At 57.7% G+C, this 24,237-nt stretch carries 20 protein-coding genes and 3 pseudogenes; 13 read left to right on the top strand and 10 right to left on the bottom strand.

Translation table 11 applies throughout. The features are described from left to right. Positions 1 to 102: 102 nt before the first annotated feature. Positions 103 to 552, top strand: a pseudogene (gene lysM, locus EE949_RS26620) (peptidoglycan-binding protein LysM). Between the two features lie 169 nt (positions 553 to 721). Here lysM and yrfG read toward each other — a convergent pair. Further along, positions 722 to 1,384, bottom strand: a complete 663-nt coding sequence (yrfG, locus tag EE949_RS26615; protein WP_122667021.1) for a GMP/IMP nucleotidase — start codon at positions 1,382 to 1,384, stop codon at positions 722 to 724. A 99-nt stretch (positions 1,385 to 1,483) separates the two neighbouring features. Here yrfG and nudE point away from each other — a divergent pair, with 99 nt between their 5' ends. Together nudE and cysQ are read left to right on the top strand one after the other, a co-directional pair. Then, complete coding sequence (nudE, locus tag EE949_RS26610) at positions 1,484 to 2,050, top strand: ADP compounds hydrolase NudE (protein WP_122667020.1); 567 nt, start codon at positions 1,484 to 1,486, stop codon at positions 2,048 to 2,050. After that, positions 2,047 to 2,889, top strand: coding sequence for a 3'(2'),5'-bisphosphate nucleotidase CysQ (gene cysQ / locus EE949_RS26605; RefSeq protein ID WP_122667019.1), 843 nt, complete (start codon positions 2,047 to 2,049; stop codon positions 2,887 to 2,889). The genes nudE and cysQ overlap by 4 nt, the downstream gene beginning before the upstream one ends. A gap of 241 nt (positions 2,890 to 3,130) precedes the next feature. On the opposite strand, the gene EE949_RS26600 is transcribed toward cysQ, so the two are convergent. The 7 genes from EE949_RS26600 to rfbB form a co-directional block, all read right to left on the bottom strand. Further along, positions 3,131 to 3,586, bottom strand: a complete 456-nt coding sequence (locus EE949_RS26600; protein ID WP_122667089.1) for a thioesterase domain-containing protein — start codon at positions 3,584 to 3,586, stop codon at positions 3,131 to 3,133. A 17-nt stretch (positions 3,587 to 3,603) separates the two neighbouring features. Further along, the gene (locus tag EE949_RS26595) at positions 3,604 to 4,971 is read right to left on the bottom strand and encodes a sigma-54-dependent transcriptional regulator (protein ID WP_122667018.1); all 1,368 of its coding nucleotides are present in this window, start codon (positions 4,969 to 4,971) and stop codon (positions 3,604 to 3,606) included. Continuing rightward, the gene (locus EE949_RS26590; RefSeq protein WP_122667017.1) at positions 4,968 to 6,782 is read right to left on the bottom strand and encodes a sensor histidine kinase; all 1,815 of its coding nucleotides are present in this window, start codon (positions 6,780 to 6,782) and stop codon (positions 4,968 to 4,970) included. The genes EE949_RS26595 and EE949_RS26590 overlap by 4 nt, the downstream gene beginning before the upstream one ends. A gap of 181 nt (positions 6,783 to 6,963) precedes the next feature. Further along, entirely contained in the window at positions 6,964 to 7,845 is an 882-nt protein-coding gene (gene rfbD / locus EE949_RS26585; protein ID WP_122667016.1) for a dTDP-4-dehydrorhamnose reductase, read from the bottom strand. Further along, positions 7,842 to 8,390: a dTDP-4-dehydrorhamnose 3,5-epimerase gene (gene rfbC, locus EE949_RS26580; RefSeq protein ID WP_122667015.1), complete on the bottom strand. Its 549-nt coding sequence runs from the start codon at positions 8,388 to 8,390 to the stop codon at positions 7,842 to 7,844. Before rfbC ends, rfbD begins: the two co-directional genes overlap by 4 nt. Continuing rightward, positions 8,387 to 9,262, bottom strand: a complete 876-nt coding sequence (gene rfbA / locus EE949_RS26575; protein ID WP_122667014.1) for a glucose-1-phosphate thymidylyltransferase RfbA — start codon at positions 9,260 to 9,262, stop codon at positions 8,387 to 8,389. Before rfbA ends, rfbC begins: the two co-directional genes overlap by 4 nt. Continuing rightward, entirely contained in the window at positions 9,259 to 10,341 is a 1,083-nt protein-coding gene (gene rfbB / locus EE949_RS26570; protein ID WP_122667013.1) for a dTDP-glucose 4,6-dehydratase, read from the bottom strand. The genes rfbA and rfbB overlap by 4 nt, the downstream gene beginning before the upstream one ends. A gap of 255 nt (positions 10,342 to 10,596) precedes the next feature. Between rfbB and EE949_RS26565 the strand changes: the two genes are divergently transcribed. The 7 genes from EE949_RS26565 (at position 10,597) to EE949_RS26535 (ending at position 19,216) form a co-directional block, all read left to right on the top strand. Then, entirely contained in the window at positions 10,597 to 13,509 is a 2,913-nt protein-coding gene (locus EE949_RS26565; RefSeq protein WP_122667012.1) for an aminotransferase, read from the top strand. Between the two features lie 328 nt (positions 13,510 to 13,837). Beyond that, positions 13,838 to 14,944 (top strand): agmatine deiminase, encoded by a 1,107-nt coding sequence (gene aguA / locus EE949_RS26560; protein ID WP_122667011.1) that lies wholly within the window; start codon positions 13,838 to 13,840, stop codon positions 14,942 to 14,944. Between the two features lie 210 nt (positions 14,945 to 15,154). Beyond that, on the top strand, positions 15,155 to 15,355 hold the full coding sequence (locus EE949_RS26555; RefSeq protein ID WP_122667010.1) for a hypothetical protein: 201 nt from the start codon (positions 15,155 to 15,157) through the stop codon (positions 15,353 to 15,355). Positions 15,356 to 15,601: 246 nt separating this feature from the next. Continuing rightward, positions 15,602 to 16,888 carry an OprD family porin gene (locus EE949_RS26550; protein WP_122667009.1) on the top strand — a complete coding sequence of 429 codons (1,287 nt, stop codon included), beginning with the start codon at positions 15,602 to 15,604 and terminating at the stop codon, positions 16,886 to 16,888. Positions 16,889 to 17,060: 172 nt separating this feature from the next. Then, a complete protein-coding gene (locus tag EE949_RS26545) occupies positions 17,061 to 17,828 on the top strand; it encodes an AraC family transcriptional regulator (RefSeq protein WP_122667008.1) in 768 nt (255 codons plus the stop codon). Between the two features lie 223 nt (positions 17,829 to 18,051). Continuing rightward, complete coding sequence (locus tag EE949_RS26540) at positions 18,052 to 18,225, top strand: DUF1427 family protein (RefSeq protein WP_122667007.1); 174 nt, start codon at positions 18,052 to 18,054, stop codon at positions 18,223 to 18,225. Positions 18,226 to 18,256: 31 nt separating this feature from the next. After that, positions 18,257 to 19,216 carry a quinone oxidoreductase family protein gene (locus EE949_RS26535; protein WP_122667006.1) on the top strand — a complete coding sequence of 320 codons (960 nt, stop codon included), beginning with the start codon at positions 18,257 to 18,259 and terminating at the stop codon, positions 19,214 to 19,216. 151 nt (positions 19,217 to 19,367) lie between these two features. On the opposite strand, the pseudogene EE949_RS30410 reads toward EE949_RS26535, so the two are convergent. Together EE949_RS30410 and EE949_RS30405 are read right to left on the bottom strand one after the other, a co-directional pair. After that, positions 19,368 to 19,859: pseudogene (locus EE949_RS30410) on the bottom strand (methyl-accepting chemotaxis protein); the annotation flags it as partial. 792 nt (positions 19,860 to 20,651) lie between these two features. Next, positions 20,652 to 20,927 (bottom strand): annotated as a pseudogene (locus EE949_RS30405) (PAS domain-containing protein); the annotation flags it as partial. A gap of 583 nt (positions 20,928 to 21,510) precedes the next feature. Here EE949_RS30405 and EE949_RS26525 point away from each other — a divergent pair. The 3 genes from EE949_RS26525 (at position 21,511) to EE949_RS26515 (ending at position 24,206) form a co-directional block, all read left to right on the top strand. Next, positions 21,511 to 21,789, top strand: a complete 279-nt coding sequence (locus tag EE949_RS26525) for a type II toxin-antitoxin system RelE/ParE family toxin (RefSeq protein ID WP_122667088.1) — start codon at positions 21,511 to 21,513, stop codon at positions 21,787 to 21,789. Between the two features lie 12 nt (positions 21,790 to 21,801). After that, complete coding sequence (locus tag EE949_RS26520) at positions 21,802 to 22,092, top strand: HigA family addiction module antitoxin (RefSeq protein ID WP_122667004.1); 291 nt, start codon at positions 21,802 to 21,804, stop codon at positions 22,090 to 22,092. Positions 22,093 to 22,526: 434 nt separating this feature from the next. Then, the gene (locus tag EE949_RS26515) at positions 22,527 to 24,206 is read left to right on the top strand and encodes a ShlB/FhaC/HecB family hemolysin secretion/activation protein (protein ID WP_240350445.1); all 1,680 of its coding nucleotides are present in this window, start codon (positions 22,527 to 22,529) and stop codon (positions 24,204 to 24,206) included. The last annotated feature ends 31 nt before the right edge of the window (positions 24,207 to 24,237 follow it).

Below are 24,237 nucleotides of genomic sequence, written 5' to 3'. Positions count from 1 at the left end.
TCGGATGGGCGGTCGGCTGCCGGTCGGACGTTGGTTCCTGAGGGCTCGTTACGACTAACCTTGTCTGTTGGGTCCGACAATAACAATCAAGGAGAACCACACATGAGTATTTTCAGTTTCCTGAAAGAGGCTGGGGAAAAAATCCTCGACGCAATAACACCTGGCGATGCCAATGCCTCGGATGACGCTCTGAAAAAGCACATCTCAACAGTGGGGTTGGGCAATCCCGACATTCAGACCACCGTTGACGGCAGTACGGTGACCGTCACCGGCGAGGTTGCCAGCCAGGAAGAGAGGGAAAAAATCCTGCTGACACTGGGCAATATCAGCGGTGTCGAAAGGGTCGATGATCAAATGATCTAAAAAGCTGGTGCCCCAGTGGTTACTCAGGCGAAGTTCGTTACCGTCGAAAAAGGCGACACCCTCAGCGCTATATCCAAGCGAGTCTACGGTGACCCGAATAAGTATCAGAAAATCTTCGAGGCCAACACACCGATGCTCAAGGATGTAAACAAGATATATCCGGGGCAGGTGTTGCGTATTCCTGAATAAGACACCAGAGCAGCACGCGCCTTGGCAGGATCAATGTTTGTCTGGGCGCTCACCTCTCTGTGGGAGCGAATTCATTCGCGAAGGGGCAGGTGCATACGTTGCATTGCGCCGCCTGAAATGCCGCCTTCCCGAATGAATTCGGTCCCACTGGCGCACTGCGTGACAAAAATCACAACCCCTCAATCAATTCTCGATAATCCGTCACCGCCGCAAACTCTTCGGTGTCTTTCGGTCCCTTCTGGCTGTTCGGTTCGCTGACTGCCAGCAAATGGCCGATGCCGAAGGTGCGGGCGCTGCGCAGGATCGGCAGGGTGTCGTCGATAAACAGACTGCGCGCCGGGTCGAAGGCGATGTCGGCCTGAAGCGCGTCCCAGAAGTGCGGGCTTTCCTTGGGGAAACCATAGTCGTGGGAGCTGATCAGGCGTTCAAAGTACGGCGCCAGCTCAATGCGCTCCATTTTCAACGACAGCGAGTCGCGATGGGCGTTGGTAATCATGATCACGCGCTTGCCTGCCTGCTTGATCGCCGCAAGGAATGTTTCGGCGTCAGGGCGCAGGGCAATCAGGTCGGCGGTTTCCAGCTTCAGGTCACGCACCGACAGCTTCAGCTCGGCGCTCCAGTAGTCCAGGCAGTACCAGTTGAGTGTGCCGGCATTTTTTTCAAACAGCGGCTTCATCTCCAGTAACGCCATCGCCAGGCTGACTCCGTGCAGCTCGGCATAGCGCTGCGGCAAATGCTGCAGCCAGAAATGTTCATCGTAATGAAGGTCGAGCAGGGTCCCGTCCATATCAAGCAGAACGGTATCGATGTCGCGCCAGGGCATGGAAGGCATTCAAGTCTCGCAAGGTATAGATGGGTGAAGTCAGCATATCCGAGACAGACAATCGGAAAAGCCACGGTATAGTAACCCGTCCACGCAAAGGAGCCTGTCATGCGCCATAAACCCACCGTACTTGCCCGCGAAATCGTCGCCAGTAGCCGTCTTTTCCGTGTAGAGGAGCTGCAACTGCGCTTCGCCAACGGCGTAGAGCGCACTTATGAGCGATTGGTTGGGCGTGGCAATGGCTATGGCGCCGTGATGATCGTGGCAATGCTGGATGCTGATCATGCGGTCTTGATTGAAGAGTATTGCGGTGGCACAGATGAGTACGAGCTGTCTTTGCCCAAAGGGCTTATCGAGCCCGGCGAAGACGTGCTTGCTGCCGCCAATCGTGAACTCAAGGAAGAGGCGGGCTATGGCGCTCGGCAGTTGGAGCACCTGACCGAGCTTTCCCTGTCGCCTGGCTACATGAGCCAGAAAATCCAGGTGGTACTGGCCTCCGATCTTTACGAAGAGCGTCTGGAAGGCGATGAACCGGAGCCGATGCGTGTGGATAAAGTGAATTTGCGCGAGTTGTCGAGCCTGATCGAGCACCCGCAATTCAGTGAAGGCCGTGCTCTTGCTGCGCTCTACCTGGCGCGGGATTTGTTGACCCAGCGTGGACTGTTTTTGCCATGACCGATGTTTTCAACGACTTGCCGCACCCGCTTCTGGAACCGGTGATCAAGCTTGCCCGTCTCGCCGGGGAAGTCATCTTGCCGCACTGGCGCGCCAATGTGACGGTCACCTCCAAGGCGGATGATTCGCCTGTCACCGCGGCGGACATCGCGGCCCACCAATTACTTGCTGAAGGCTTGCTGGCGCTGGCTCCGGATATTCATGTGTTGTCCGAAGAAGATGCCGATATCCCGCTGAGCGAGCGTGCGAAGTGGCAACGTTGGTGGCTGGTTGATCCGCTGGATGGCACCAAGGAGTTCATTTCCGGGAGTGAAGAGTTCACCGTCAACGTGGCGCTTATCGAGCATGGCCGCGTGGTGTTTGGTGTTGTTTCGATGCCGACCAACAACCGCTGCTACTTTGGAGGCGCCGGATTGGGCGCGTGGCGTAGCGATGACGATGATCACCTGACGCCGATCACCGTGCGTCAGGAGCCGGGCGCGGGTCATGACTTCACCGTAGTCGCCAGCCGCCGTCACACCAGCCCTGAGCAAGAGCGCCTGCTGGCCGGTTTGTCTGCCGCGGTCGGACATCTGCATTTGACCAATATCGGCAGCTCGCTGAAGTTTTGCCTGTTGGCCGAAGGCGCTGCCGATTGTTATCCCCGGTTGGCACCGACGTCGCAGTGGGACACCGCTGCCGCGCAAGGGGTGCTGGAAGGTGCGGGCGGAGAAGTACTCGAACTGTCTGGCGAACCGTTCAGCTACCCGCCCCGTGAGTCGCTGCTCAATCCGTTCTTTTTGGCGCTGCCTGCCGGGGCGCATTGGCGAGAGAGTTTACTGGAGTTGGCTCGCAGCTAAGGCTCGTGCTTATGCGCTTAGCTACGGTTGGAGTGCGGCGTCCTGTGGGAGATTCTATGTTTGCCCACAAGCACTACGGCCAATCACCACACCGTAGTACCGGCTAAATCCAGTCCTACGGGATTGCGTAGATCCTGTGGGAGCGAGGCTTGCCCGCGATAGGGACACCGCAGATATCAGCACATCGAGTGCAGCCTCATCGCGGGCAAGCCTCGCTCCCACAGACCGCGTTGCATCTCACTCACCGATGCACTACAAACTGCCCGATAAAACGCACAGCCTCCTGATCACTTCCTTGCGCACAAATCCGTGTTGGTAACGTCAGCCGCGCCCGGCCGCGACGTTGATAAGTCGCGACGAACTTTGCCCAGACGGCTTCATCCGGCGCATCGCATATCGCCACGGCGTCTTCGCGAACCGGCAAGGGATAGCTGATCTGCCCGTCCTGAATCACGATGTGCCCGCCTTCGATACCGGCCTCTTTCAGGCGCACGTGCAGCCAGCCCCAACCCGCCAGAACAGCCCCGCAGTACAAGCTCCCGCCGAATAACGTGCTTTTATGATTGATGTTGGGAGCGAGCGGTAAATGCAGCCGCAACTGCTGATCCTGCCAGCTCAAGACTTTCACACCCATTGCCTGGGTGAGCGGGATGTCGTGATGCAGCACCTGTTCCAGTGCGGCGGCCTCTTGTGACATCTGGTTATCCTCAGGCTTCATTCTTGCTCGTCCGCGCCGCCGCCGAAGCTCAGGCCGTGTTTGCGCAGTTTGTCGTGCAGGGTTTTACGCGGCAGGCCGAGTGCTTCTGCGAGGCTGCGTACTGAGCTGTGCGGTCGGGTCAATTCAGCGGCGATCAAGGCGCGCTCGAAGCTTTCGACCTGCTCGCTGAGGCCTCCGGTGATCGTCGGCACCACCGGCACTTCGTTGCCTTCCAAGGCAAGCTCCAGGCCCAGAGCAAAGCGCTCCGCGGCGTTTTGCAGCTCACGGACATTGCCCGGCCAGGTGTGGCGCAGCAATAAGGCGCGTTGTGCGGGCTGCAGTTCATGTTTGGGGAGTCCGTGGCGCATGCTCGCCGCGTCGGCGTAGTGCTGGAACAGCATCAACGCATCTTCTCCTCGCTCGCGCAACGGCGGGATTCGCAGCGGCGCGACGTTGAGCCGGTAATACAGGTCGGCGCGGAAGCGACCTTGATCCGCCGCCTGACGCAGGTCTTCCTTGGTGGCCGCAATCACCCGGATATCCAGCGGGATTTGCTGGTTGCCACCCAGTCGCTCGACCATGCGCTCTTGTAACAGACGCAGCAGTTTGACCTGCACGTCCATGCTCATGCTTTCGATTTCATCGAGGAAAAGCGTGCCGCCATTGGCGAATTCGAACTTACCGATACGACGCTTCTGTGCCCCGGTAAACGCGCCTGGCTCGTGCCCGAACAGCTCGCTTTCGACCACCGACTCTGCAAGTGCGCCAGCGTTGATCGCGACAAATGGCCCGGTGCGGCGGTTCGACAGATCATGCAGCGCCCGCGCCACGACCTCCTTGCCCGCCCCGGTTTCCCCAAGGATCAGCACGTCGGCTTTGGTTGCGGCCAAGGCTCCGATTTGCTGACGCAAGCGCAACATGGGCGCCGACTGTCCGACCAGTCGTGCGCTCAATTGCTGCCGGTCGCTCAACGCCAGGCGCAAGCTGCGGTTATCCAGCACCAGACGGCGCAAAGCCAGCGCGCGACGCACACTGTCCAGCAGCGCATCACTGGCGAAGGGCTTTTCCAGAAAGTCGTAAGCACCGGCGCGCATCGCCTGCACGGCCAGTGGTACATCGCCGTGGCCCGTGATCAACAGGACCGGTAACTCCGGGTCCCGGCCATGCAGGTCGCTCAACAGCTCAAGGCCATCCATACCCGGCATGCGAATGTCGCTGACCACTACGCCGGGCCAGTCGCGTTCGATGCGAGCAGCGAGGCCGTTGGCTTCCGGCAGGGTCAGTACTTTCAGTCCGGCGAGATCCAGCGTCTGGCTCAAGGCCTGACGCAAGTGCGGGTCGTCGTCGATCAGCACTACCTGGATCTGGCTGTCGATGGCGGTCATGCAGATAAATCCTCTGGCGGTTGAAGGTTGACCCCGGATGCGCCATCGCGCAGGCGCAGAGTCAGCAGTGCGCCTCCGGTCGGATGATTATCGAACAGCAGTTCACCGCCCAGAGCGCGCATCAGCGTATCGCAGATCGCAAGACCGAGCCCAAGCCCCTGAGTACGGGTCTTGGTGGTAAAGAAGGGCTCCCGGGCACGGGCCAATGCTTCCTGCGTAAACCCGGGGCCGTTGTCCCGGATGAACAGATTGACGCCTTCTGGCGTCTGTTCGGCACTGATCCAGATTTTGCGCGGCGGGCCTTTTTCAGTCAGCGCGTCCAGCGCATTGGCCAAGAGGTTGCCGAGCACCTGACGCAGCCTCGTTTCACCGGCCTGCACCCATAGCGTGGCGTCGGGCAAGTCGCGTATCAGTTCGACCTCCATGGCGCGACGGCGCTTCGCCAGCAGCGCCAGAGTATCGTCCAGCGCAGGTTGCAGGGCGACGCTTTCCGGCGCATGACGGTCGCGCCGGGCGAAGGCGCGCAGGTGGGCGATGATTGACGCCATGCGGCCCGTCAACTCACCAATCTGCTTGAGGTTGCCGCGTGCGTCATCGGTGCGTGAATGATCCAGCAGAATTTCTGCGTTCTCTGCATAACTGCGGATCGCGGCCAAGGGCTGGTTGAGTTCGTGACTGATACTTGCCGACATGGTGCCCAGCGCAGAGAGCTTGCCAGCCTGTACTAATTCATCCTGAGCGCGAACCAGTTCCTGTTGCGCCTGCTCGCGCTCCAGGACTTCTTGCCTGAGACGGCTGTTCAGGCCCTCCAGGTCGCTGGTGCGCTCTACCACTCGGACTTCCAGCTCGCGTCGGGCCTTGGCCTCGAAGGCGATACGGTCCAGGTAGTGCCGGCGCCGCTGAATCATGATGCCGAGCAGCAACATGACGACCAGCAAGGCTGCACCGCCGATGGCCACCACCGTACGCACCGGACGGTCAATCAGCGCACGCGGTGCCAGGATATTCACGCTCCAGCCGGTTTCATCAATTTGCTGGCTCTGGGTCAGCCAGGCTTTGTCGTCGAGCAACAAAGGACGCGGATCGCGAGTCGGGTAAGGCTGGATCGCAACGATGGCCTGCTTTTCCTCTTCGCTCAGCGTGCGCGTCGAACGGAAGCGCCACTCAGGTCTGGAGGTCAGGACGACCACGCCGTTGTGATCAGTGAGCAGCAATTGTTCGGGGGTTTTGCCCCACAGGTTTTCGGTGTGGTCCAGATCAATTTTGACCACCAGCACTCCGATCACCTTGTCGCCGTCGCGCACCGCCGAGGCAAAGAAGTAGCCCCGTTTGGCGGAGGTTGTGCCCAAGCCAAAGAAGCGTCCCAGATTGCCCGCCATGGCATCGCTGAAGTAGGGGCGGAAGGCAAAGTTACGGCCTACGAAACTGTCACGTTTGTCCCAGTTGGACGCCGCAATCGTCGTGCCTTCGGCATTCATCAAGTACATGACTTCAGCGCCAGTCTGACGAACGATGGTCTGCAGCAGCTGGTTGGCGGATTGCTGTATGTCGCTCCCCTGTGGCGCTTTCAATGCGGCGGGCAGGCCTGGCAGTTGGCTGAGAATCTGCGGCAAGGTTTCGTAGCGATGCAGCGTGCCCAGCAGGTTGGCGACGTAGAGGTCCAGGGTCTGGCGATTTTGACTCACTAGCTCGTTACGGTAATAACGCTCGGCCAGATGCTCCAGCGGCCACAGCAGCGGCGCCAGACATAACGCCAGCAGCGCAAGGCTGCGCCAGCGCGGTCGGGGTGGGAGTGTGGAATGGCTGGTCATCGTCGGAGTGCACTACGGGTGGGCTTTTCTGTAGAAGATATCGCAGTATCGCTGACACCGTGCTGTCACGGAGCAAACATGGGACCTGTAGGAGCTGCCGAAGGCTGCGATAGCGGCATGTCAGGATGAATGCTTCGCAGCCTTCGGCAGCTCCTACAGGTCAGGAAAACTCCGGATAATACTAACCCTGCTCGGCCAGGCACTCCAGTAACGCGCTGTGCCAGTCGGGTTGTTGCACGCCCCATTCACGCTGGAGAAGGCTGCAGTCGAGTCGCGAGTTGAGTGGGCGTGCTGCGGGTGTCGGGTAGGCGCTGGACGGAATAGCCTCCAGTGCCGCGCATTTTTTACCTTGCACAACCAATTGCTCGCCAATGGCCTGAGCAAAGCCAAACCATGAGGTTTCGCCGCTAGCGGTCAGGTGGTACGTGCCCCAGGCGCCAGCTTGTCCGTCGCGCCAGCGCTCTATGAGTTGGCGTGTGCTTTGGGCAATGGTTCCAGCCCAGGTCGGCGCTCCGATCTGATCGGCAACCACATTCAGCGACTCTCGCTCTTGCAGCAGGCGCTGCATGGTCAGCAGGAAGTTACGCCCTGCTGTGGAGTAAACCCAGCTCGTCCGCAGGATCAGATACTGTCCGCCGACGTACTCGATAGCCTGTTCTCCCGCCCACTTGCTGGCGCCGTAGACGCCCAGCGGTGCGGGCTTATCCTGTTCGGTCCAGGGAGTGGCCTTGCTGCCGTCAAACACGTAGTCCGTAGAGTAGTGAATCAACGGGATACCCAATTCTTTTGCTTGATCGGCCAGCATGCCGGCGGCAATGGCGTTCACTGAAAGCGCGGTCTTCTGGTCAGTCTCGGCCTGATCCACTGCGGTATAAGCCGCCGCATTGATGATCAGGTCGGGCTTGAAATCCTGGATCTGGTCGAAGTCTGCCATCTGATCGCTCAGGTCCAGTTTATCGCGGCCCAGAACGATCAGTTCGCCGAGGTCCGCGAGGGTTTTCTGCAGGGCCAGGGAGACCTGGCCGTGCTGACCGATGACGACGATTTTCAGTGGCTTGCTCATGGGAACAGGTCAGCCTCTTTGAATGCTTTACCGTTTTGATCCTTGGCTGACAGTTGCGGCGCACCGTCGAGCTGCCAGTCGATCGCCAGATCCGGGTCATCCCAGCGAATACAGCGTTCGGCCGCCGGGGTGTAGTAGTCAGTGGTTTTGTAGAGGAACTCGGCGTAGTCGCTGAGTACCAGAAAACCGTGGGCGAAGCCTGGCGGGATCCACAGTTGCCGAGCGTTATCGGCAGATAACCTGACGCCGGTCCAGTGGCCAAACGTCGGCGAGCTTTTGCGAATGTCCACGGCAATGTCCAGGACCTCACCTGCGGTCACCCGCACCAGTTTGCCCTGGGCATTTTCGATCTGGTAATGCAGGCCGCGCAGTACGCCCTTGGCCGACTTTGAGTGGTTATCCTGAACGAAGGTCAAGTCACGCAGCCCAGTGGCGTCAGCGAAGGCTTTGGCATTAAAGCTTTCATAGAAAAAACCGCGTTCGTCACCGAATACACGGGGCTCCAGGATGAGTACCTCTGGGATATCGCTGGCAATTACATTCACCGGTTTTCCCCCGCAAGTTTGAACAGATACTGGCCGTAGCCGGTCTTGCCGAAGTATTGAGCACGTTCGAGCAACTGTTCGCGATCAATCCATTCATTCTGGTAGGCGATCTCTTCAAGGCAGGCGACTTTCAGGCCCTGACGATGTTCGATGGTCTGCACGTATTGCGAGGCCTCGAGCAGGCTGTCATGAGTGCCGGTATCCAGCCAGGCGAAGCCGCGACCAAAGCGCTCTACGCGCAGGTCGCCACGTTGCAAATAAGCATTGTTGACGTCGGTGATCTCAAGCTCGCCACGGGGCGAAGGTTTGACGTCCTTGGCGATACGGATGACTTCGTTGTCGTAAAAATACAAACCCGTGACTGCATAGCTGGACTTGGGTGCCTTGGGTTTTTCTTCGATGGACAGCGCCTTGCCATCCTCGTCGAAATCGATGACCCCGAAACGCTCCGGATCCTTGACCCAATAGCCAAATACCGTGGCCCCGCTTTGGTGAGAGGTGGCTGTCTTCAACTGCTCGCCGAAGTGCTGACCATGGAAAATGTTATCGCCCAGAATCAGACACACCGAATCGTCGCCGATGAACTCTTCGCCAATCAGGAAGGCCTGCGCGAGGCCGTCTGGCTTAGGTTGCTCAGCGTACTGCAAGCGCACACCAAACTGGCTGCCGTCGCCCAGCAGGCTGCGGTACTGCGGCAGATCCTGCGGTGTGGAAATGATCAATATGTCCTGAATACCGGCCAGCATCAGCACCGAGATCGGGTAGTAGATCATCGGCTTGTCATAGATCGGCAGCAGTTGTTTGGATACACCCAGAGTGATGGGGTGCAGGCGCGTGCCGGAGCCCCCGGCCAGAACGATTCCTTTGGTCATGCGATCAAGTCCTTGTGGTCGGTAAAGCCCAGTCGTTGGCCCTGGTAGCTGCCGTCTTGTACGCGGCGGCACCATTCCAGATTATTCAGGTACCACTGCACGGTTTTGCGTAAGCCTGATTCGAAGGTTTCTTCGGGAGTCCAGCCCAGTTCGCGCTCGATCTTGCTGGCGTCGATGGCGTAGCGCTGGTCGTGACCGGGGCGATCCACCACATACGTGATCAGGTCTGCATAGTGAGCGATGCCGTCCGGACGTTGCGGTGCGAGTTCTTCGAGCAGCGTGCAGATGCCGCGCACTACATCGATGTTCTTCTGCTCGTTGTGGCCGCCAATGTTGTAGGTCTCACCCACAAGGCCTTCGGTAACGACCTTGTACAGGGCGCGCGCATGGTCTTCGACGAACAGCCAGTCGCGTACTTGCAGCCCATTGCCATACACCGGCAGTGGTTTGCCCGCCAAAGCGTTGAGGATGACCAGCGGGATCAACTTTTCAGGGAAGTGAAACGGGCCATAGTTGTTGGAGCAGTTGGTCACCACAACGGGTAATCCGTACGTCCGCTGCCAGGCGCGTACCAGATGATCAGAAGCGGCCTTGCTGGCCGAGTAGGGCGAGCTTGGCGCATACGGTGTGGTTTCGGTAAACAGGTCATCGACGCCGTGCAGGTCGCCGTACACTTCGTCGGTGGAAATATGGTGGAAGCGGAACGCCGTGCGCTCGCTCTCAGGCAACTTCTGCCAGTAACCACGCACGGCTTCAAGCAGGCTGTAGGTGCCGACGATGTTGGTCTGGATAAACTCGGACGGGCCGTCGATGGAGCGGTCTACATGAGACTCGGCAGCCAGGTGCATGACCGCGTGTGGTTCAAAACGGGCGAGTACCTCGCTGACTTTGGCCTGATCGCAGATGTCCGCCTGAACAAACTCATAGCGGGTATCGGTGGCGATGCTCGCCAGTGATTCAAGGTTGCCTGCGTAGGTCAGCTTGTCGAAATTGAGCACATCATGGTCAGTGTTCTGTATCAGATGACGGATCAACGCCGAGCCAATAAAGCCCGCGCCGCCAGTAACGAGTATTCGCATAGGTTTGCCTTGTGCCTTCCAGGTCTTAAGACTGATGGAGCATAGCTTGTTGTTGTAACGCGAGCGGTGCAAGCAGGATTAACCAAGAACAGGCATATAGTTAATGAAAAGAATTGATCATGGCGCAACGGAGCGCCATTAAACCGGCGGCTGTATCGAGGTCTCACGCATATTTGGTGGTAAGAGTCCGGCGCACCTATAGTTGTCGCTCTGTGAAACTTATCCCATTGTGTATAACCAGACCGAGGTTGTTGCATGCCGCTCGCCACCCTGATTCGTCGTTCCAGCCTGCCTTGTCCAGAGGTCACTGCCGAGCAGGCGCTGCAGTTGCTGGAGCAGCATTACGGATTGAGCGGCACGCTGAAGGAACTGGGTAGCCAGCAGGACCGCAACTTTCTGCTGGACACCGGAGCGCAGCGCTTTGTACTGAAAATCTGCCACGGGGATTACTCTCCGTTGGAGCTGGACGCACAGCATGCGGCGCTGTGGCATCTGGGCGCGGGTTCGTCTGTCCGGGTGCCGGGTGTGAGGCTGGCAGATACCGGCGAGCAACTCTTGTCACTGGAGATCGGCGGACATGCCGTGCACGCCAGGCTACTGGATTTTATCGACGGTCAGGCCCTCAGCCATATGAGCCATCTGCCGCTCGATGTTGTGCTGGGGCTGGGCGAGCTGTGTGCCCGGGTGGACCGCTCTCTTGCCAGCCTTGAACATCCAGGGCTTGATCGCGTTCTGCAATGGGACCCGCGCCACGCTCAGGCATTGATCAAGCATTTGTTGCCGGTCATTGAGAGTGAGGACGAGCGTGCGTGTCTCGCGCAGGCAGCCGAGCAGGCGCAAAGACGCCTGGCCCCACTGATCGCGAAGTTGCCGGTGCAGACCGTGCATCTGGATATCACTGAATACAACGTTGTGTGGGCGCGGGATGCTCACTTGCAATGGCAGTTGCAAGGCTTGATCGATTTTGGTGATCTGGTCAGTACGTGGCGAGTCGCCGACCTGTCGGTGACCTGCGCTGCATTGCTGAACCATGCTGATGGCGACCCGCTGTACATCCTGCCAGCAATTCGTGCTTATCACGCTATCAATCCGCTGCAACTTGAAGAGCTTCAGGCCCTATGGCCTTTGATCGTGGCTCGCTCGGCAGTATTGGTGCTCAGCAGTGCACAGCAAGCCAGTGTCGAACCTGGCAATGCCTATATTCAGGCCAACATCGACAGTGAGTGGGGCATCTTCGATCTGGCGACGTCGGTACCGATGGTGCTGATGGAGGCAGCGATTCTTGCCGCGGTGAACGTCAGTGGTCCGCAGGTTTTGACCCAGGACTTCCAGCCATTATTGCCCAGCCTCGTCGGACGTGAGTTTCGACAAGTTGATCTTGGGGTACTCAGCGAGCATTTTGCCGCGGGTAACTGGACGCAAAACGGCATCGACGAGCTTTTACTCAAGCAAGCCGCGCATGTCAGCGGTCAGTCATCCAGCCGGTTCGGTGAATATCGCTTGTCACGCACGCTGATCGATACCGCCAGGGAGCCTGAAACCTTTGCCCTGCACGTCGAGCTGCATGTGATGAATGCCACCGCGTTGCATGCACCTTTCGGCGGTACGCTACGGCTCACCGCAGACTCGGCGCTGCTGCTGGCTGGCCCCCAAATGAACCTGAGAATCTGGGGTGCAACCCTGGAGCTGACGCCGGGTGCCAGCGTTGCCGCCGGTGAGTTGATCGGTCACGCCAACGGGTCATTGCTGTTGCAACTGTGTTCGGCTCCAGACCTTAATCCGCCATTGTTCGCGACGCCGTCCTGGGCTAAAGCATGGCGGGCATTGTGCCCGTCACCTGCTGCGCTGCTGGGGTTTGACTGTGATGCGCCTCCGTTGCCGGATTCCGCAGAGTTGCTGGCGCGCCGTGACGCCAGTTTTGCCCGCTCGCAAAAACACTATTATCAGGCGCCACCGCAGATCGAGCGGGGCTGGCGCAATCATTTGATCGACATGCAGGGCCGCTCTTACCTGGACATGCTCAACAATGTGGCGGTACTCGGTCACGGTCATCCACGCATGGCGTTGGAAGCAGGCCGGCAATGGTCGCTACTCAACACCAACTCGCGCTTTCATTACGCAGCGATTGCCGAGTTCTCCGAACGTCTGCTCAAGCTGGCCCCGGAGGGCATGGATCGGGTCTTTCTGGTCAATAGCGGCACCGAAGCCAATGATCTGGCGATTCGTCTGGCGTGGGCCTACAGCGGCGGACGCGACATGCTCAGCGTGCTGGAGGCGTATCACGGTTGGTCGGTGGCAACGGATGCCATCTCCACTTCTATCGCCGACAACCCTCAGGCGCTCAGTACGCGGCCAGACTGGGTGCACCCTGTGACGGCACCAAATACCTATCGCGGCGAGTTCCGTGGCGCGGACAGTGCGCCGCAGTATGTGCGTAGTGTCGAGCACGTCTTGCAGCAATTGGCCGCACAACAGCGGCAGGTCGCAGGCTTCATCTGTGAGCCGGTGTACGGTAATGCGGGCGGGATTTCACTGCCGCCGGGTTATCTGCAGCAGGTTTACCAGAAAGTCAGAGAGCAGGGCGGCGTGTGCATCGCCGATGAAGTACAGGTCGGTTACGGCCGCCTGGGCCACTACTTCTGGGGGTTCGAGGAGCAAGGAGTGGTTCCGGACATCATTACCATGGCCAAAGGTATGGGCAACGGCCATCCGCTGGGAGCCGTCATCACCCGGCGCGAGATTGCCGAAGCGCTGGAGGTCGAAGGGTATTTCTTCTCATCGGCAGGCGGCAGCCCGGTCAGTTGCCGAATAGGCATGGCCGTGCTGGATGTCATGGAGGAAGAAAAACTTTGGGAAAACGCCGAGGTCGTTGGCGCGCATTTCAAAGCCCGGCTGCAAGCCCTGACTGATGTCCATCCACTGGTCGGTGCAGTCCATGGCATGGGCTTTTATCTGGGTGTCGAATTGGTACGCAATCGCCAGAGCCTGGAGCCTGCGACCGAAGAAACGACTTACCTGTGCGACCGGCTGCGAGAGCTGGGCATCTTTATGCAGCCAACAGGCGATTACCTGAACATCCTCAAAATCAAACCGCCGATGTGTACCACCCGACAGAGCGTGGACTTTTTTGTGGATAGTGTGTCGAAGGTGTTGGCTGAGCTGGAGTGACTGCTGACGCCCTCGCAGCTAAAGCCGCTTTCATAAAACAATAGGCAACCACTGGATTGAAATGCATTTCTGTAGGAGCTGCCGAAGGCTGCGAAGCATTGCTCCTGATACACCGCGATCGCAGCCTTCGGCAGCTCCTACAGGGTTCTATGCTCGATGCGCGACGGCGGCGCGCCTATAGACATAGTTTGCAGATTTATATCGGTTTTGGTTTTTGAAATATAGCTGTATTTTCCATTTTTTGGCTTTTAAACCCGATTTTTATCGTCTATAAAGGCGCCAATTATCGATTGTTCGATTCGACGCCTCACTGGAGTCCTGATCCCCCATGACCACTCTCAACAGCACGCCACGCGCCGACGGCTTCCATATGCCCGCCGAATGGGCTCCGCAGACCCAGACCTGGATGGTCTGGCCTGAGCGCCCTGACAACTGGCGTCTGGGTGGCAAGCCGGTCCAGACTGCCCACGTTGCTGTCGCCAAGGCCATCGCGCGCTTCGAGCCAGTGACCGTTGCTGTGTCTGCTGCGCAATACGACAACGCCCGTGCGCGCCTTGATGTGCCAAACATCCGTGTGGTGGAAATCAGTAACGACGACGCCTGGGTACGTGATACCGGCCCGACCTTCGTCATCAACAATCAGGGCGAAGTGCGCGGCGTGGACTGGGACTTCAATGCCTGGGGCGGTTTCGATGGCGGTCTGTATTCCCCCTGGAATCTCGATTCACAACTGGCCAGCAAAGTACTGGAAATCGAACGGTGCCCACGTTATGTGACCCCCGGCTTCGTTCTGGAGGGCGGCTCGATCCATGTTGATGGTGAAGGCACGTTGATCACGACCGAAGAGTGTCTGCTCAACCGTAATCGTAATCCGCACCTTTCCCGTGAAGAGATTGAAGCGGTACTCAGCGCCAATCTGGCGGTGGATAAAGTTATCTGGCTGCCAGACGGGCTGTTCAACGACGAAACCGACGGACATGTCGATAACTTCTGCTGTTACGTGCGCCCCGGCGAAGTGTTGCTGGCCTGGACCGATGATCCCAAAGACCCCAACTACCCACGGTGTCACGCGGCATTGAGTATTTTGGAAAACACCCGTGACGCAAAGGGCAGGGCATTCATCGTTCACAAGATGCCAATCCCTGGGCCTTTGTTTGCTACCGAAGAAGAATGCGCGGGCGTCGATCAGGTGCACGGCAGCCAGGAACGCAACCCTTCGGTGCGTCTGGCGGGTTCCTATGTGAACTTTCTGATCGTAAATGGCGGCATTATTGCCCCCAGCTTTGACGATCCGATGGACCAAAAAGCGTTTGAAATCCTGCAGCAACTGTTTCCGGAGCACGAGGTTGTCATGGTGCCAGGCCGCGAACTGTTGCTCGGCGGTGGCAACATCCACTGTCTGACTCAGCAGCAGCCCGCGCCTCATCGGGCCTGATTTTCAGGTCGCGGTTACAATCGCGTTACACAGTTGGCTCCGTTCTTGCTGTGATCAAGCCCATCCAGGTGATGGGCTTTTTTGTGGGTAACGCTTCTGGCGTATGACCTTCTGGATAGGTCGCCAGCCAGTATCGGAACGTTCACCTCTTAGCCTTTCTGTCACAAAGCGTCAGTACATTGAGCCCCTCACGACTTAAGAGGTTGTCCTATGAACGCAGGTATAGAGCACCGCGCTCGTGGTTTGTCTGCTAGTAGCGAAGCGCGCCAGATGATGGCTGACTGGTTAAGGACGACCAGTATGCGTAAACCTCAGCGACCGGATGTCAGGCAGATGCTGCTGCAGCGTTACCCGGCAGGCCTTTTTGATGAGGCCGAACTTGAGGCTCTTTTAAGCGTGCTCAAGGACTGAGATCAGCTCTTCCAAAAGAGCCGAGCCAGACAGTTCTAAGCATAGAAAGTTTCGTAAATTGACAGTTTTATGACCGGCGGCTAGGATTCGTCTCCTCCGCCTGTGGCACTGCGCCATGTACGTGCATCAGTAGTCCACTGCGATGACTTCGTGCGGACTCCTCGAATATGAGATTCGGGAGTCGCAGATAACCCCACGGTTATCACCACAGCGCGTGATCAATTCGCAGAAAAAGGACGACTAGAAATGCTTAACAAACGCATCAGTTTGCTCGCGCTGGGTCTGATCAGTGCTGGGCAGGTCATGGCAGACAGCCAGGCAGATTCCAAAGGCTTTGTTGAAGACAGCCACCTGAATCTCGCACTGCGCAACGCTTATATCAATCGTGATTACAAAAACGTCGCGCCGAACTCGGATCGCGCTGAGTGGGGCCAGGCGTTCACCGCCAACTTCGCATCCGGTTTCACCCAAGGCACCATCGGCCTGGGCGTCGACGCTTTCGGTCTGTACGCTGTTCGTCTGGACGGCGGTAAAGGCCGTAGCGGCGCTGGCGGTATCGACTTCTTCAAGAAGGGCGACAGCGGTGAAGCTGCCGATGATCTCGCTCGTGCCGGCGCTGCCGTCAAAGCACGTATCTCCAATACTGTCATCAAGTACGGCGACCAAATGCCTGCTCTGCCAGTCTTGAGCTATGACAACGGTCGTCTGTTGCCAGAAAGCTTCACCGGTACTTTGGTCACTTCCAAAGAGATCGATGGCCTGGAAATCAACGTGGGTCGCTTCACTCAGGAAGCCCGCAAGTCTGCCGAAGGGCGTGACAGCGGTCGCCTGAAAAGCATCAACGTTTACGGTGCCAGCTACAAGTTCACCGATGAGCTCACTGGTGCGTTCTACGCTTCCGACAACGAAGACGTTTTCAAGAAGCAGTACGTGAACCTGAACTACGTTTTTGCTCTGGCTCCTGATCAGTCGTTGACGTTCGACTTCAACGGCTACAAGACCAAGATGGACAAAAACTTCTCGGCCTCTACTGAAGCTGGCGCCCGTGACAACAAGATCTGGAGCCTGGCGGCTACCTGGGCTGTTGGCATCCACTCCTTCACCCTGGCTCATCAGCGTAGCACCGGCGAAACCGGCTACAACTACAGCGGCTACCAGAGCGCAGGCGGTTTCGGTGATGGTGGTAACACGATCTACCTGGCGAACTCTTACTGGTCCGACTTCAACGGCAAGGACGAGCGTTCGTGGCAAGCAGCCTACGGCGTTGACCTGTCCGGTCTGGTCACTCCAGGTCTGAGCTACAAGACTGCCTATGTGCGCGGTAGCAACATTGATGACGGCACTACTCGTGGCAACGGCACCGAGCGTGAAATCTTCAGCCAGCTGACCTACGTCGTGCAGAGCGGCCCGGCCAAGGACTTGTCCCTGCGTCTGCGCAACTCGTTCCTGCGTGTGTCCAACAACGCCAGCGAATACAACGTTAGCGGCAACGAAACCCGTATCTTCGTTGACTACCCGATCAACGTTTTCTGATGATCGTGTAAAGGGCATGGGACCGGCTTTAGCCGGGAAGACAAAACTTCGGTAGGCACATGTCTACCTTGATCTTCCTGGCTAAAGCCGATCCCACAACCCGTAGATACAATTTTCCCGCCTCAGGTCCGGCTACTATGTGCTGCAACTTAGTCTGACTCGGTCACTCCCCATGGCCCTCGCTGCACCTCCCGACCTTTCTGATACCGCCGTGCCTGTTCAACCCTTGGCGCGCACCTACCCGCGTGGACGTTATATCGAGCCTCATGAACATGTGTGGGGGCAGGTGCTGTACGCCACCTCAGGCGTGATGTGGGTTGAAACGCCGATGGAGGCTCTGGTTGTACCGCCGCAGCGGGCCGTGTGGCTGCCGCCAGGCGTGGTGCACGGGATTCGCGTTGTCACTGATCTTGAGATGCGCAACATCTACCTGCGTCCGGCCATTGCCGACACGCTGGAAAAAACCGTGCAGGTTTTCGAAGTCGGGCGTTTACTGCGTGAGTTGATTCTCGGGCTCGTTACTCAGGCTGATGATCAGGAGACGGAGTACTACGATGCATTGGTGACTCTGGCGCTATTGGAGTTGCAGCGCGCCAAGCGCTCGATTCTCAAAATCCCCATGCCGGACAATTCGGACCGGCGCTTGCTGAGCCTTTGTCAGGCGGTCATGAGCGAGCCTTCGCTGGACATTGCGTTTGAGCAACATGCCGAAAATACCGGGGCAAGCGTGCGAACGCTGGCGCGCCTGTTTCAGGGGGCATTAGGGATGGGCTTCGCGGAGTGGCGCAGGCAAGTGCAGCTGGCGACTGCTGTGGCCGAGATCATTCAGGGCGTACCCGTGAGCACCATCGCCCGCTCGCTGGGCTATTCCCCCAGCAGTTTCAGTGACATGTTCCGGCGCGAACTGGGCGTGGCGCCTTCGCAGTATTCTGTTCTGTAGGAGCGCGCTTGCCCGCGATCGCGTCAGCACAGGCAATATATTCATCGACGGCCAGACCGAATCGCGGGCAAGCGCGCTCCTACAAATCCCGTTTACTGTGCGACAGCGTGGTGCCAAGTCCCTTCGTGTATTCACCTGGCCGATAATCAGAAGTCCTTGGCCGATAGCTTTTCTTTCCCGCCCCTAAACTGCGTGCATTAGCAAATTCTGCACGGGGTTCATCATGAGTTACCTCATTTCCATCGTCATTGGCATCGGCGTCGGCCTGCTCTACGGCGCTCTCGATTTCCGTTCACCCGCACCGCCTGCCATCGCACTGGTGGGTCTGACCGGCATGCTGCTGGGCGAAAAGCTTTGGCCGATGGGCAAGCAACTTGTTGCCACCTGGCTCTCCTGATCATTCATTTCGTACTTAAAGGGAGGCTTCCATGAAAGCCCTGCAATTTTCCAGAACCGGCGACCTTGAAGCGCTGCAATACGTCGAACTGCCAATGCCTGTGCCTGCTCAGGATGAAGTCCTGATCGAGGTCAAAGCGGCGGGGCTGAATCCCAGTGACGTCAAAAACGTGCTCGGTCGTTTTCCTTACACGACCTTGCCGCGCGTGCCTGGGCGGGATTTTGCGGGCGTGGTCATTGAAGGTCCCAAGGAGCTTGTGGGGCAGGAGGTCTGGGGCACCGGTAAAGAGCCGGGTTTCTTTCGCGACGGTTCTCATGCGCAGTTTCTGACGTTGCCTGCACAGGGTGTCGCGCTCAAGCCCAAGGCGTTGAACTTCAGTCAGGCGGCGAGTCTGGGCGTGCCTTACACCACCGCGTGGGATGCCTTGCAGCGCAGCCTGGTCACTGCGGATACGCGTCTGCTGGTCATCGGCGCAAACGGCGCAGTGGGCAGTGCGGCGCTGGCGCTGGGCAGGATTCTAGGTGCCAGAGTGCTCGGCGCAGTGCGTCGCCCGGAGCATATTGCTGTGCTGCAAGAGCAAGGCTTCGAAGGCATTCTGTTGGGTAAACCAGAGGAGTTGGCCGCGCAGGTCAATGGCGTCTTCCAGAGCGGTGCCGATGTGATTTTCGATACCACCGGCTTCTGGCTTCCGGCAGCAGTGCCTGCCTTGGCCACCTTTGGCCGAATCGCGATCATTGCTGCTCCGGCGGACGGCCATGTGCAACTGCCGTCATTGGCGCTGTACCGCAAGGGCGGCTCGGTGGTGGGGATCAATTCACTGCTTTATGACTGCAAAGCCTGCGCGAAGATGCTTGATCAGTTCGGTCGCTTCTTTGACGAAGGCACGCTGGAACTGCCTACCGGGTTGGTCGAGTCACCGCTGAGCGAAGGCGTGGCGCGATACGAAGAGGTGAATCAGGGCGCGGGGGAAAAAGTGATTCTTTTGCCATAAGCACATCGCGAAGCAAGCACAGGACCTGTAGGAGTTGCCGAAGGCTGCGAAAGCGGCCTGTCAGGATGAATGCTTCGCAGCCTGCGGCAGCTCCTACAGAAATGCCATTCCCATTCAATGGTTGGCATTCTGTTTTATGGGAGCGATGTTGTTAGCGGTTGAACCGCTCTACCAGAGCCCGTAGTCCACGGGAGGTGTTTTCCAGCTCAGTGCCTCGCGCCACTGCGGCATTGGCGTTGCTGGCTGAGGTCTCGAACGTCGCTGCGACGTTATTGATCTGTCGGGAAATATCTTCCGCCACATGCGCTTGCTCCTCAGAAGCAGTCGCCATCTGATGGCCCATGCTGCTGATGCGTGCAATGGCCTCGCGGATACCCTGCAAGGCATTTTGCGCCTCGATAACCTGCGCGACACCGTTGTCGGCTTCGCTGATTCCGACCTGGGCAATACTCACCGCTTCATCTGCACCTTTCTTCAAAGACTCGATGACCGCCTGAATCTGTTGGGTCGACTCGCGGGTCTTGCCGGCCAGAGCACGAACCTCGTCAGCCACCACGGCAAAGCCACGACCTTGTTCCCCGGCCCGTGCCGCTTCAATTGCAGCGTTGAGCGCGAGCAGATTGGTCTGATCAGCGATGGCCTGAATAACGCTGGCTGCTGACATGATCTGCTGGGTTTCGTTAGCCAGATTGTCTACCGCGTTACTGATGCTGGTCACCGTGCCTGCAAGACGCTGAATGGCTTCGCGAGAAGTGCCCGCGACTCTGTTGCCTTGTTCCGCCAGCTCGTTTGCGGTGGTTGCTTCTGCGGCGGTGTATTGCACATGCTTGGCCACTTCGTTGATAGACGCAGCCATTTCGGTCATGGCGGCGGCGGTCAGGTCGGTTTCGGCGCGCTGCTCCAGCAAGGCATGTTCGCTTTGCGTGGACAGGTGCGAAGAATGTCCAGCCGCCTCCGATACTTGTGCCGCAAGGTCGCTCAAGCGTGTCAGTGCGGTGCGCAAGCGAGCATCCTCACTGACCAATACCATTTCAAGGCGTGCGCTGGTCCCGTAGGCGTCGCTGTAAGTCAGGGCGCTCACCGGGTCTGTGAAAGCGCCTGGCGCGCTGCGAATAATGCCCGACAGTTGCTGCTCGAAACGCATGTGTGCCCAGCCGCCCAGCGCCAGAAACAACACAGCGGTTGCCACGTGGGCGACGGTGCCGGGGAAGAAAACGTTGACGCCGACACCCAGAACGGCAGCAATGGCCGGCACAGCCATTACGCTCAGGAACGCGGTCAGATGACGTGAACTGGCGACAGCTTTTTTGCCGCCACGCAGCCTTGCATAGAGCGTTTCGGCCCGGCTGACCTGTTCCCGCGTTGGCTTGACCCGTACCGATTCGTAACCGATCAGCCGACCGTCTTCGAGGATGGGCGTGACGTAAGCGCTAACCCAGTAATAGTCGCCATTTTTGCAGCGGTTCTTGACGATGCCCATCCAGCTTTTACCCGCTTTCAGGTAGCTCCACATCAGCCCGAACACGGCAGCAGGCATATCAGGATGGCGCACCAGATTGTGTGGGCTGCCGATAAGCTCGGCTTGAGAGTAGCCCGCAATTTTCGCGAACTCATCGTTGCAATAAGTGATTTTGCCTTTGGTATCAGTCGCTGAAATCAGGCGTTGTTCGGCAGGGAAAGTCTGTTCGGTTTGAGTGATGTGTTTGGCCATCTTCAGTATCCGTATGAAGTAACTTCAGGCACCGGTGAAATCCATCTCTAGCAAATGGGTTTGACCAACAAGGAGTTCAGTTTAAGAATTACAGCCTTTTAAATCAGCAGGTTAAAGATTTTTATCGGCAAGCGCTCCTGTCTGGCTTTGAACAGCCACTGAATTGAGAGCTCCCGTGATGGCTGCATGCACACTCAAATGATGTGGGGAGTATAGATAGCGTCACGCGCTTATCAAATGTCGCGCCGATGGCCCTGCAACTTGCTGTCTGGTGGCCTGCTATCGGCCTGACTCGGGCGTTCTGAAGGTGCAGATGAGCGCTTTGTAGGAGGGCATCCTGAGGCGCGGTATGGCTAAGGCTCTCGCCTTGTACCAACAGTTGCATGCGATACGCCTGTTTCGGAAAAAACTGACCTGAATAAGCGAAATGACCAGCAGACATCCAGGGTGGGTAAGAATAAATTTCGTCTCGGCCGACTCTGTTCGCTCATTTACGTGTCTATTCAAAGTGACAAATGAAAGCTGACGAAAGAAAAGAAAGATGGTTGTTGCGCGGCGTGATGTATCACATCACAATCTGGTTGTGATTCTTGGGTGGAAACATAAGGGGTTGAAGCTTTTTTTCGAAACGGGTTCAACCACCGGCATTAGGTCTGATCACTCAAAACGACTGTCTCACATACTCTTTATCCTGAATCGCGCGACAGGCCCCGAGGATCTGAATTTACCAGGCTGGCGGCTGCATCAGCTTAAGGGCAACCTCTCCGGGTTCTGGTCCGTCACTGTGAATGCGAGTTGGCGGGTGATCTTCAGATTTGTGGCGACGGATGTTGAGTTGGTCGGCTACATGGACTATCACTGAAAGGAGAGTTTAATGGGGATGTTCAACCCGCCTCACCCGGGAGAGATCCTGCGGGAGGATGTCATTCCTGGACTGAGCACGACAATTACAGAGTTTGCTCGGCATTTGGGTTTTGCTCGAGAAACACTCTCAAGAATTCTGCACGGTCATGCACCGATCAGTCCTGATCTGGCAGTCAGGCTTGAGCGTGCGGGTATCAGCACTGCCCGGCTTTGGTTGGGTATTCAAGCCGACTATGATTTGTGGCAAGCCGAGCATCGCGAGCACCCGCCAATTGAGCGGTATGCAAGAGCTAATGGCTAAAGCCGAACTCTGTGCTCCAGATCAAGGTGTGTCCAGGAGCTATCTCACTACGAGTCACGTCCAAGCGCCGTAAACAGTAACGTTTACGGCGTTTTTTTGTGCGCTCGATTCCCGGTTCGAGAATTGGCACTACCGCTTTGTTTGCATTCACTACCGCCAGCTCACTTCACTTTTTAGTGAACCTCATCACAAAATTTTTTCCTTGTAGGAACTTTCTTCGAATTAGCTGTCTGTTTCAGCGTTGATACACTTTGTTTAACTTTGTCATCTTTTGATGGCACTTTGCTGCTATTTGCTGGCATCTAGCCGGTATCAAAGCTTCCACTTCGCGGTTGCTGCTCTTCTTCTAGTCGGCGCACTTCAAACGCCCCCGGCATATCGATGGAATGTTTATGTTTGCTGCCCCACGGACGTGGTTGCCTTCGTGCGCCCTCATGTTTGCTTTTTGCTCGCCTGTGTTTGGTGCGACTCTGCCGACCCCTGGTGATCAGGACCTGATTCGTGATCGACAGAATCGCCTGATCGAAGAGCAGCGCCGTCGTCTTGAGGAGCTCAAGGAGCTGCCAGGTTCCAGTGCCGAGCCTGCTAAACCCGCCTCGCCTGACGATGCGCGTTGCTTCCCGATCAAAACCATTGAGCTGCAAGGTGCCGAACGCCTCGGCGGCGTCGATCGTGAGCGGTTGCTCAAACCGTACATCGACCGTTGTCTGGCCGTTGCGGATTTGAATGAACTCCTCAAGGCCATTACCGCTTACTACCTGGACCAGGGGCTGGTCACCAGTCGTGCATACCTGCCACAACAGGATTTGTCCAAAGGGCATCTGATTGTGCTGGTGGTGGAAGGCAAACTCGAAAGCCTGAAAGGTGCGCCTGGCAGTAACGTGTCTGATCGCGAACTGGCGATGACCTTTCCTGGCGCTACCGGTGAAGTGTTGAACCTGCGGGAAATCGAGCAGTTGGTGGACCAGCTCAATCGGTTGCCGTCCAGACAGGCACAAATGGAACTGACGCCCGGTGAGCAAGTGGGGGGCAGTCAGGTAGTGGTACGCAACATTCCACAAAAACCCTGGCGGGCGAACTTGTCGCGTAACAACAACGGGCAGAAGAGTACCGGGGAACAGCAGGTCAATGCCGGGCTTGAATGGGACAGCCCGTTGGGTATCGCGGACCAGCTGGTTTTGCGTGGCGGGCACGACTTGCTCAGCGACCACAAGGCCACCTCGAAAAACGCCATGGCTTATTACAACGTGCCGTGGGGTTGGTGGAACTTCAGCTACAGCTACAGCCAGAGCGAATATCGCTCGCAGGCGCAGGGCGATGGTTTCAGCTTCAAACAGAACGGTGACAGCCAGAACCACCAATTTCTCGCCGAGCGTCTGATCCATCGCGACGCCGTCAGCAAAACTTCGGTCAACGCCGGGCTGGCTCATCTGCGTACCAACAACTACATCGAAGACAGCAAGCTTGAAGGCAGCAGCAACCGGATTACTGAAGCTCAATTCGGTATCAACCACGGTCGGCGTATAGGCAACTCCTTCATTAACCTTGATCTGGGCATGCAACAGGGAATCGGCGCACTGGATGCGCAACGCGAAGCTCAGCAGCGTGACCAATTCGGCAACCTGACTCCCACTCCGCGTTATCGCAAATACACCGCCACCGCGAGCTATTTGTTGCCGTTCAACTGGCTCGGTGAGTCGTTCAGTTTCAGCAGCCTGGCCACGGGGCAACGCAGCGAAGACGTGCTGTTCAGCTCGCAGCGCATCAGCGTGGGCGGGAGCTCCTCGGTGCGCGGTTACAAGGATCAGTTCTTGACCGGTTCCAGCGGTGGCTACTGGCGTAACGAACTGCGCTGGACGCGGCCGGTGACGCTCGACTGGTTGCGCCCGGTCGTTAGTCAGTACGGCACCAGCGTCGGTTATGACCAGGGTGTGATCAGCAATGATCGATACAGCGGCGGGTTCAACGGCCGGGTATCAAGCAACTCATTACAGCTGTTTGCCCGGGGTGAACACGTCAGCGCCAGTGTGACGTTCGCCCATTCGCTGGAGCGCCCAAGTGTGCTCACCGAGCGCGAAGCTCCGATCTATTTCCAGGTCGACCTGTTTCTCTAATTAATCGAATTTGTTGCCGCGAGACTTCGAA

Source organism: Pseudomonas viridiflava, assembly GCF_900602065.1.
Taxonomy (GTDB): domain Bacteria; phylum Pseudomonadota; class Gammaproteobacteria; order Pseudomonadales; family Pseudomonadaceae; genus Aquipseudomonas.
The sequence above is the reverse complement of the archived record's forward strand: the minus strand, read 5'-3'. Positions and strand labels throughout refer to the sequence as shown.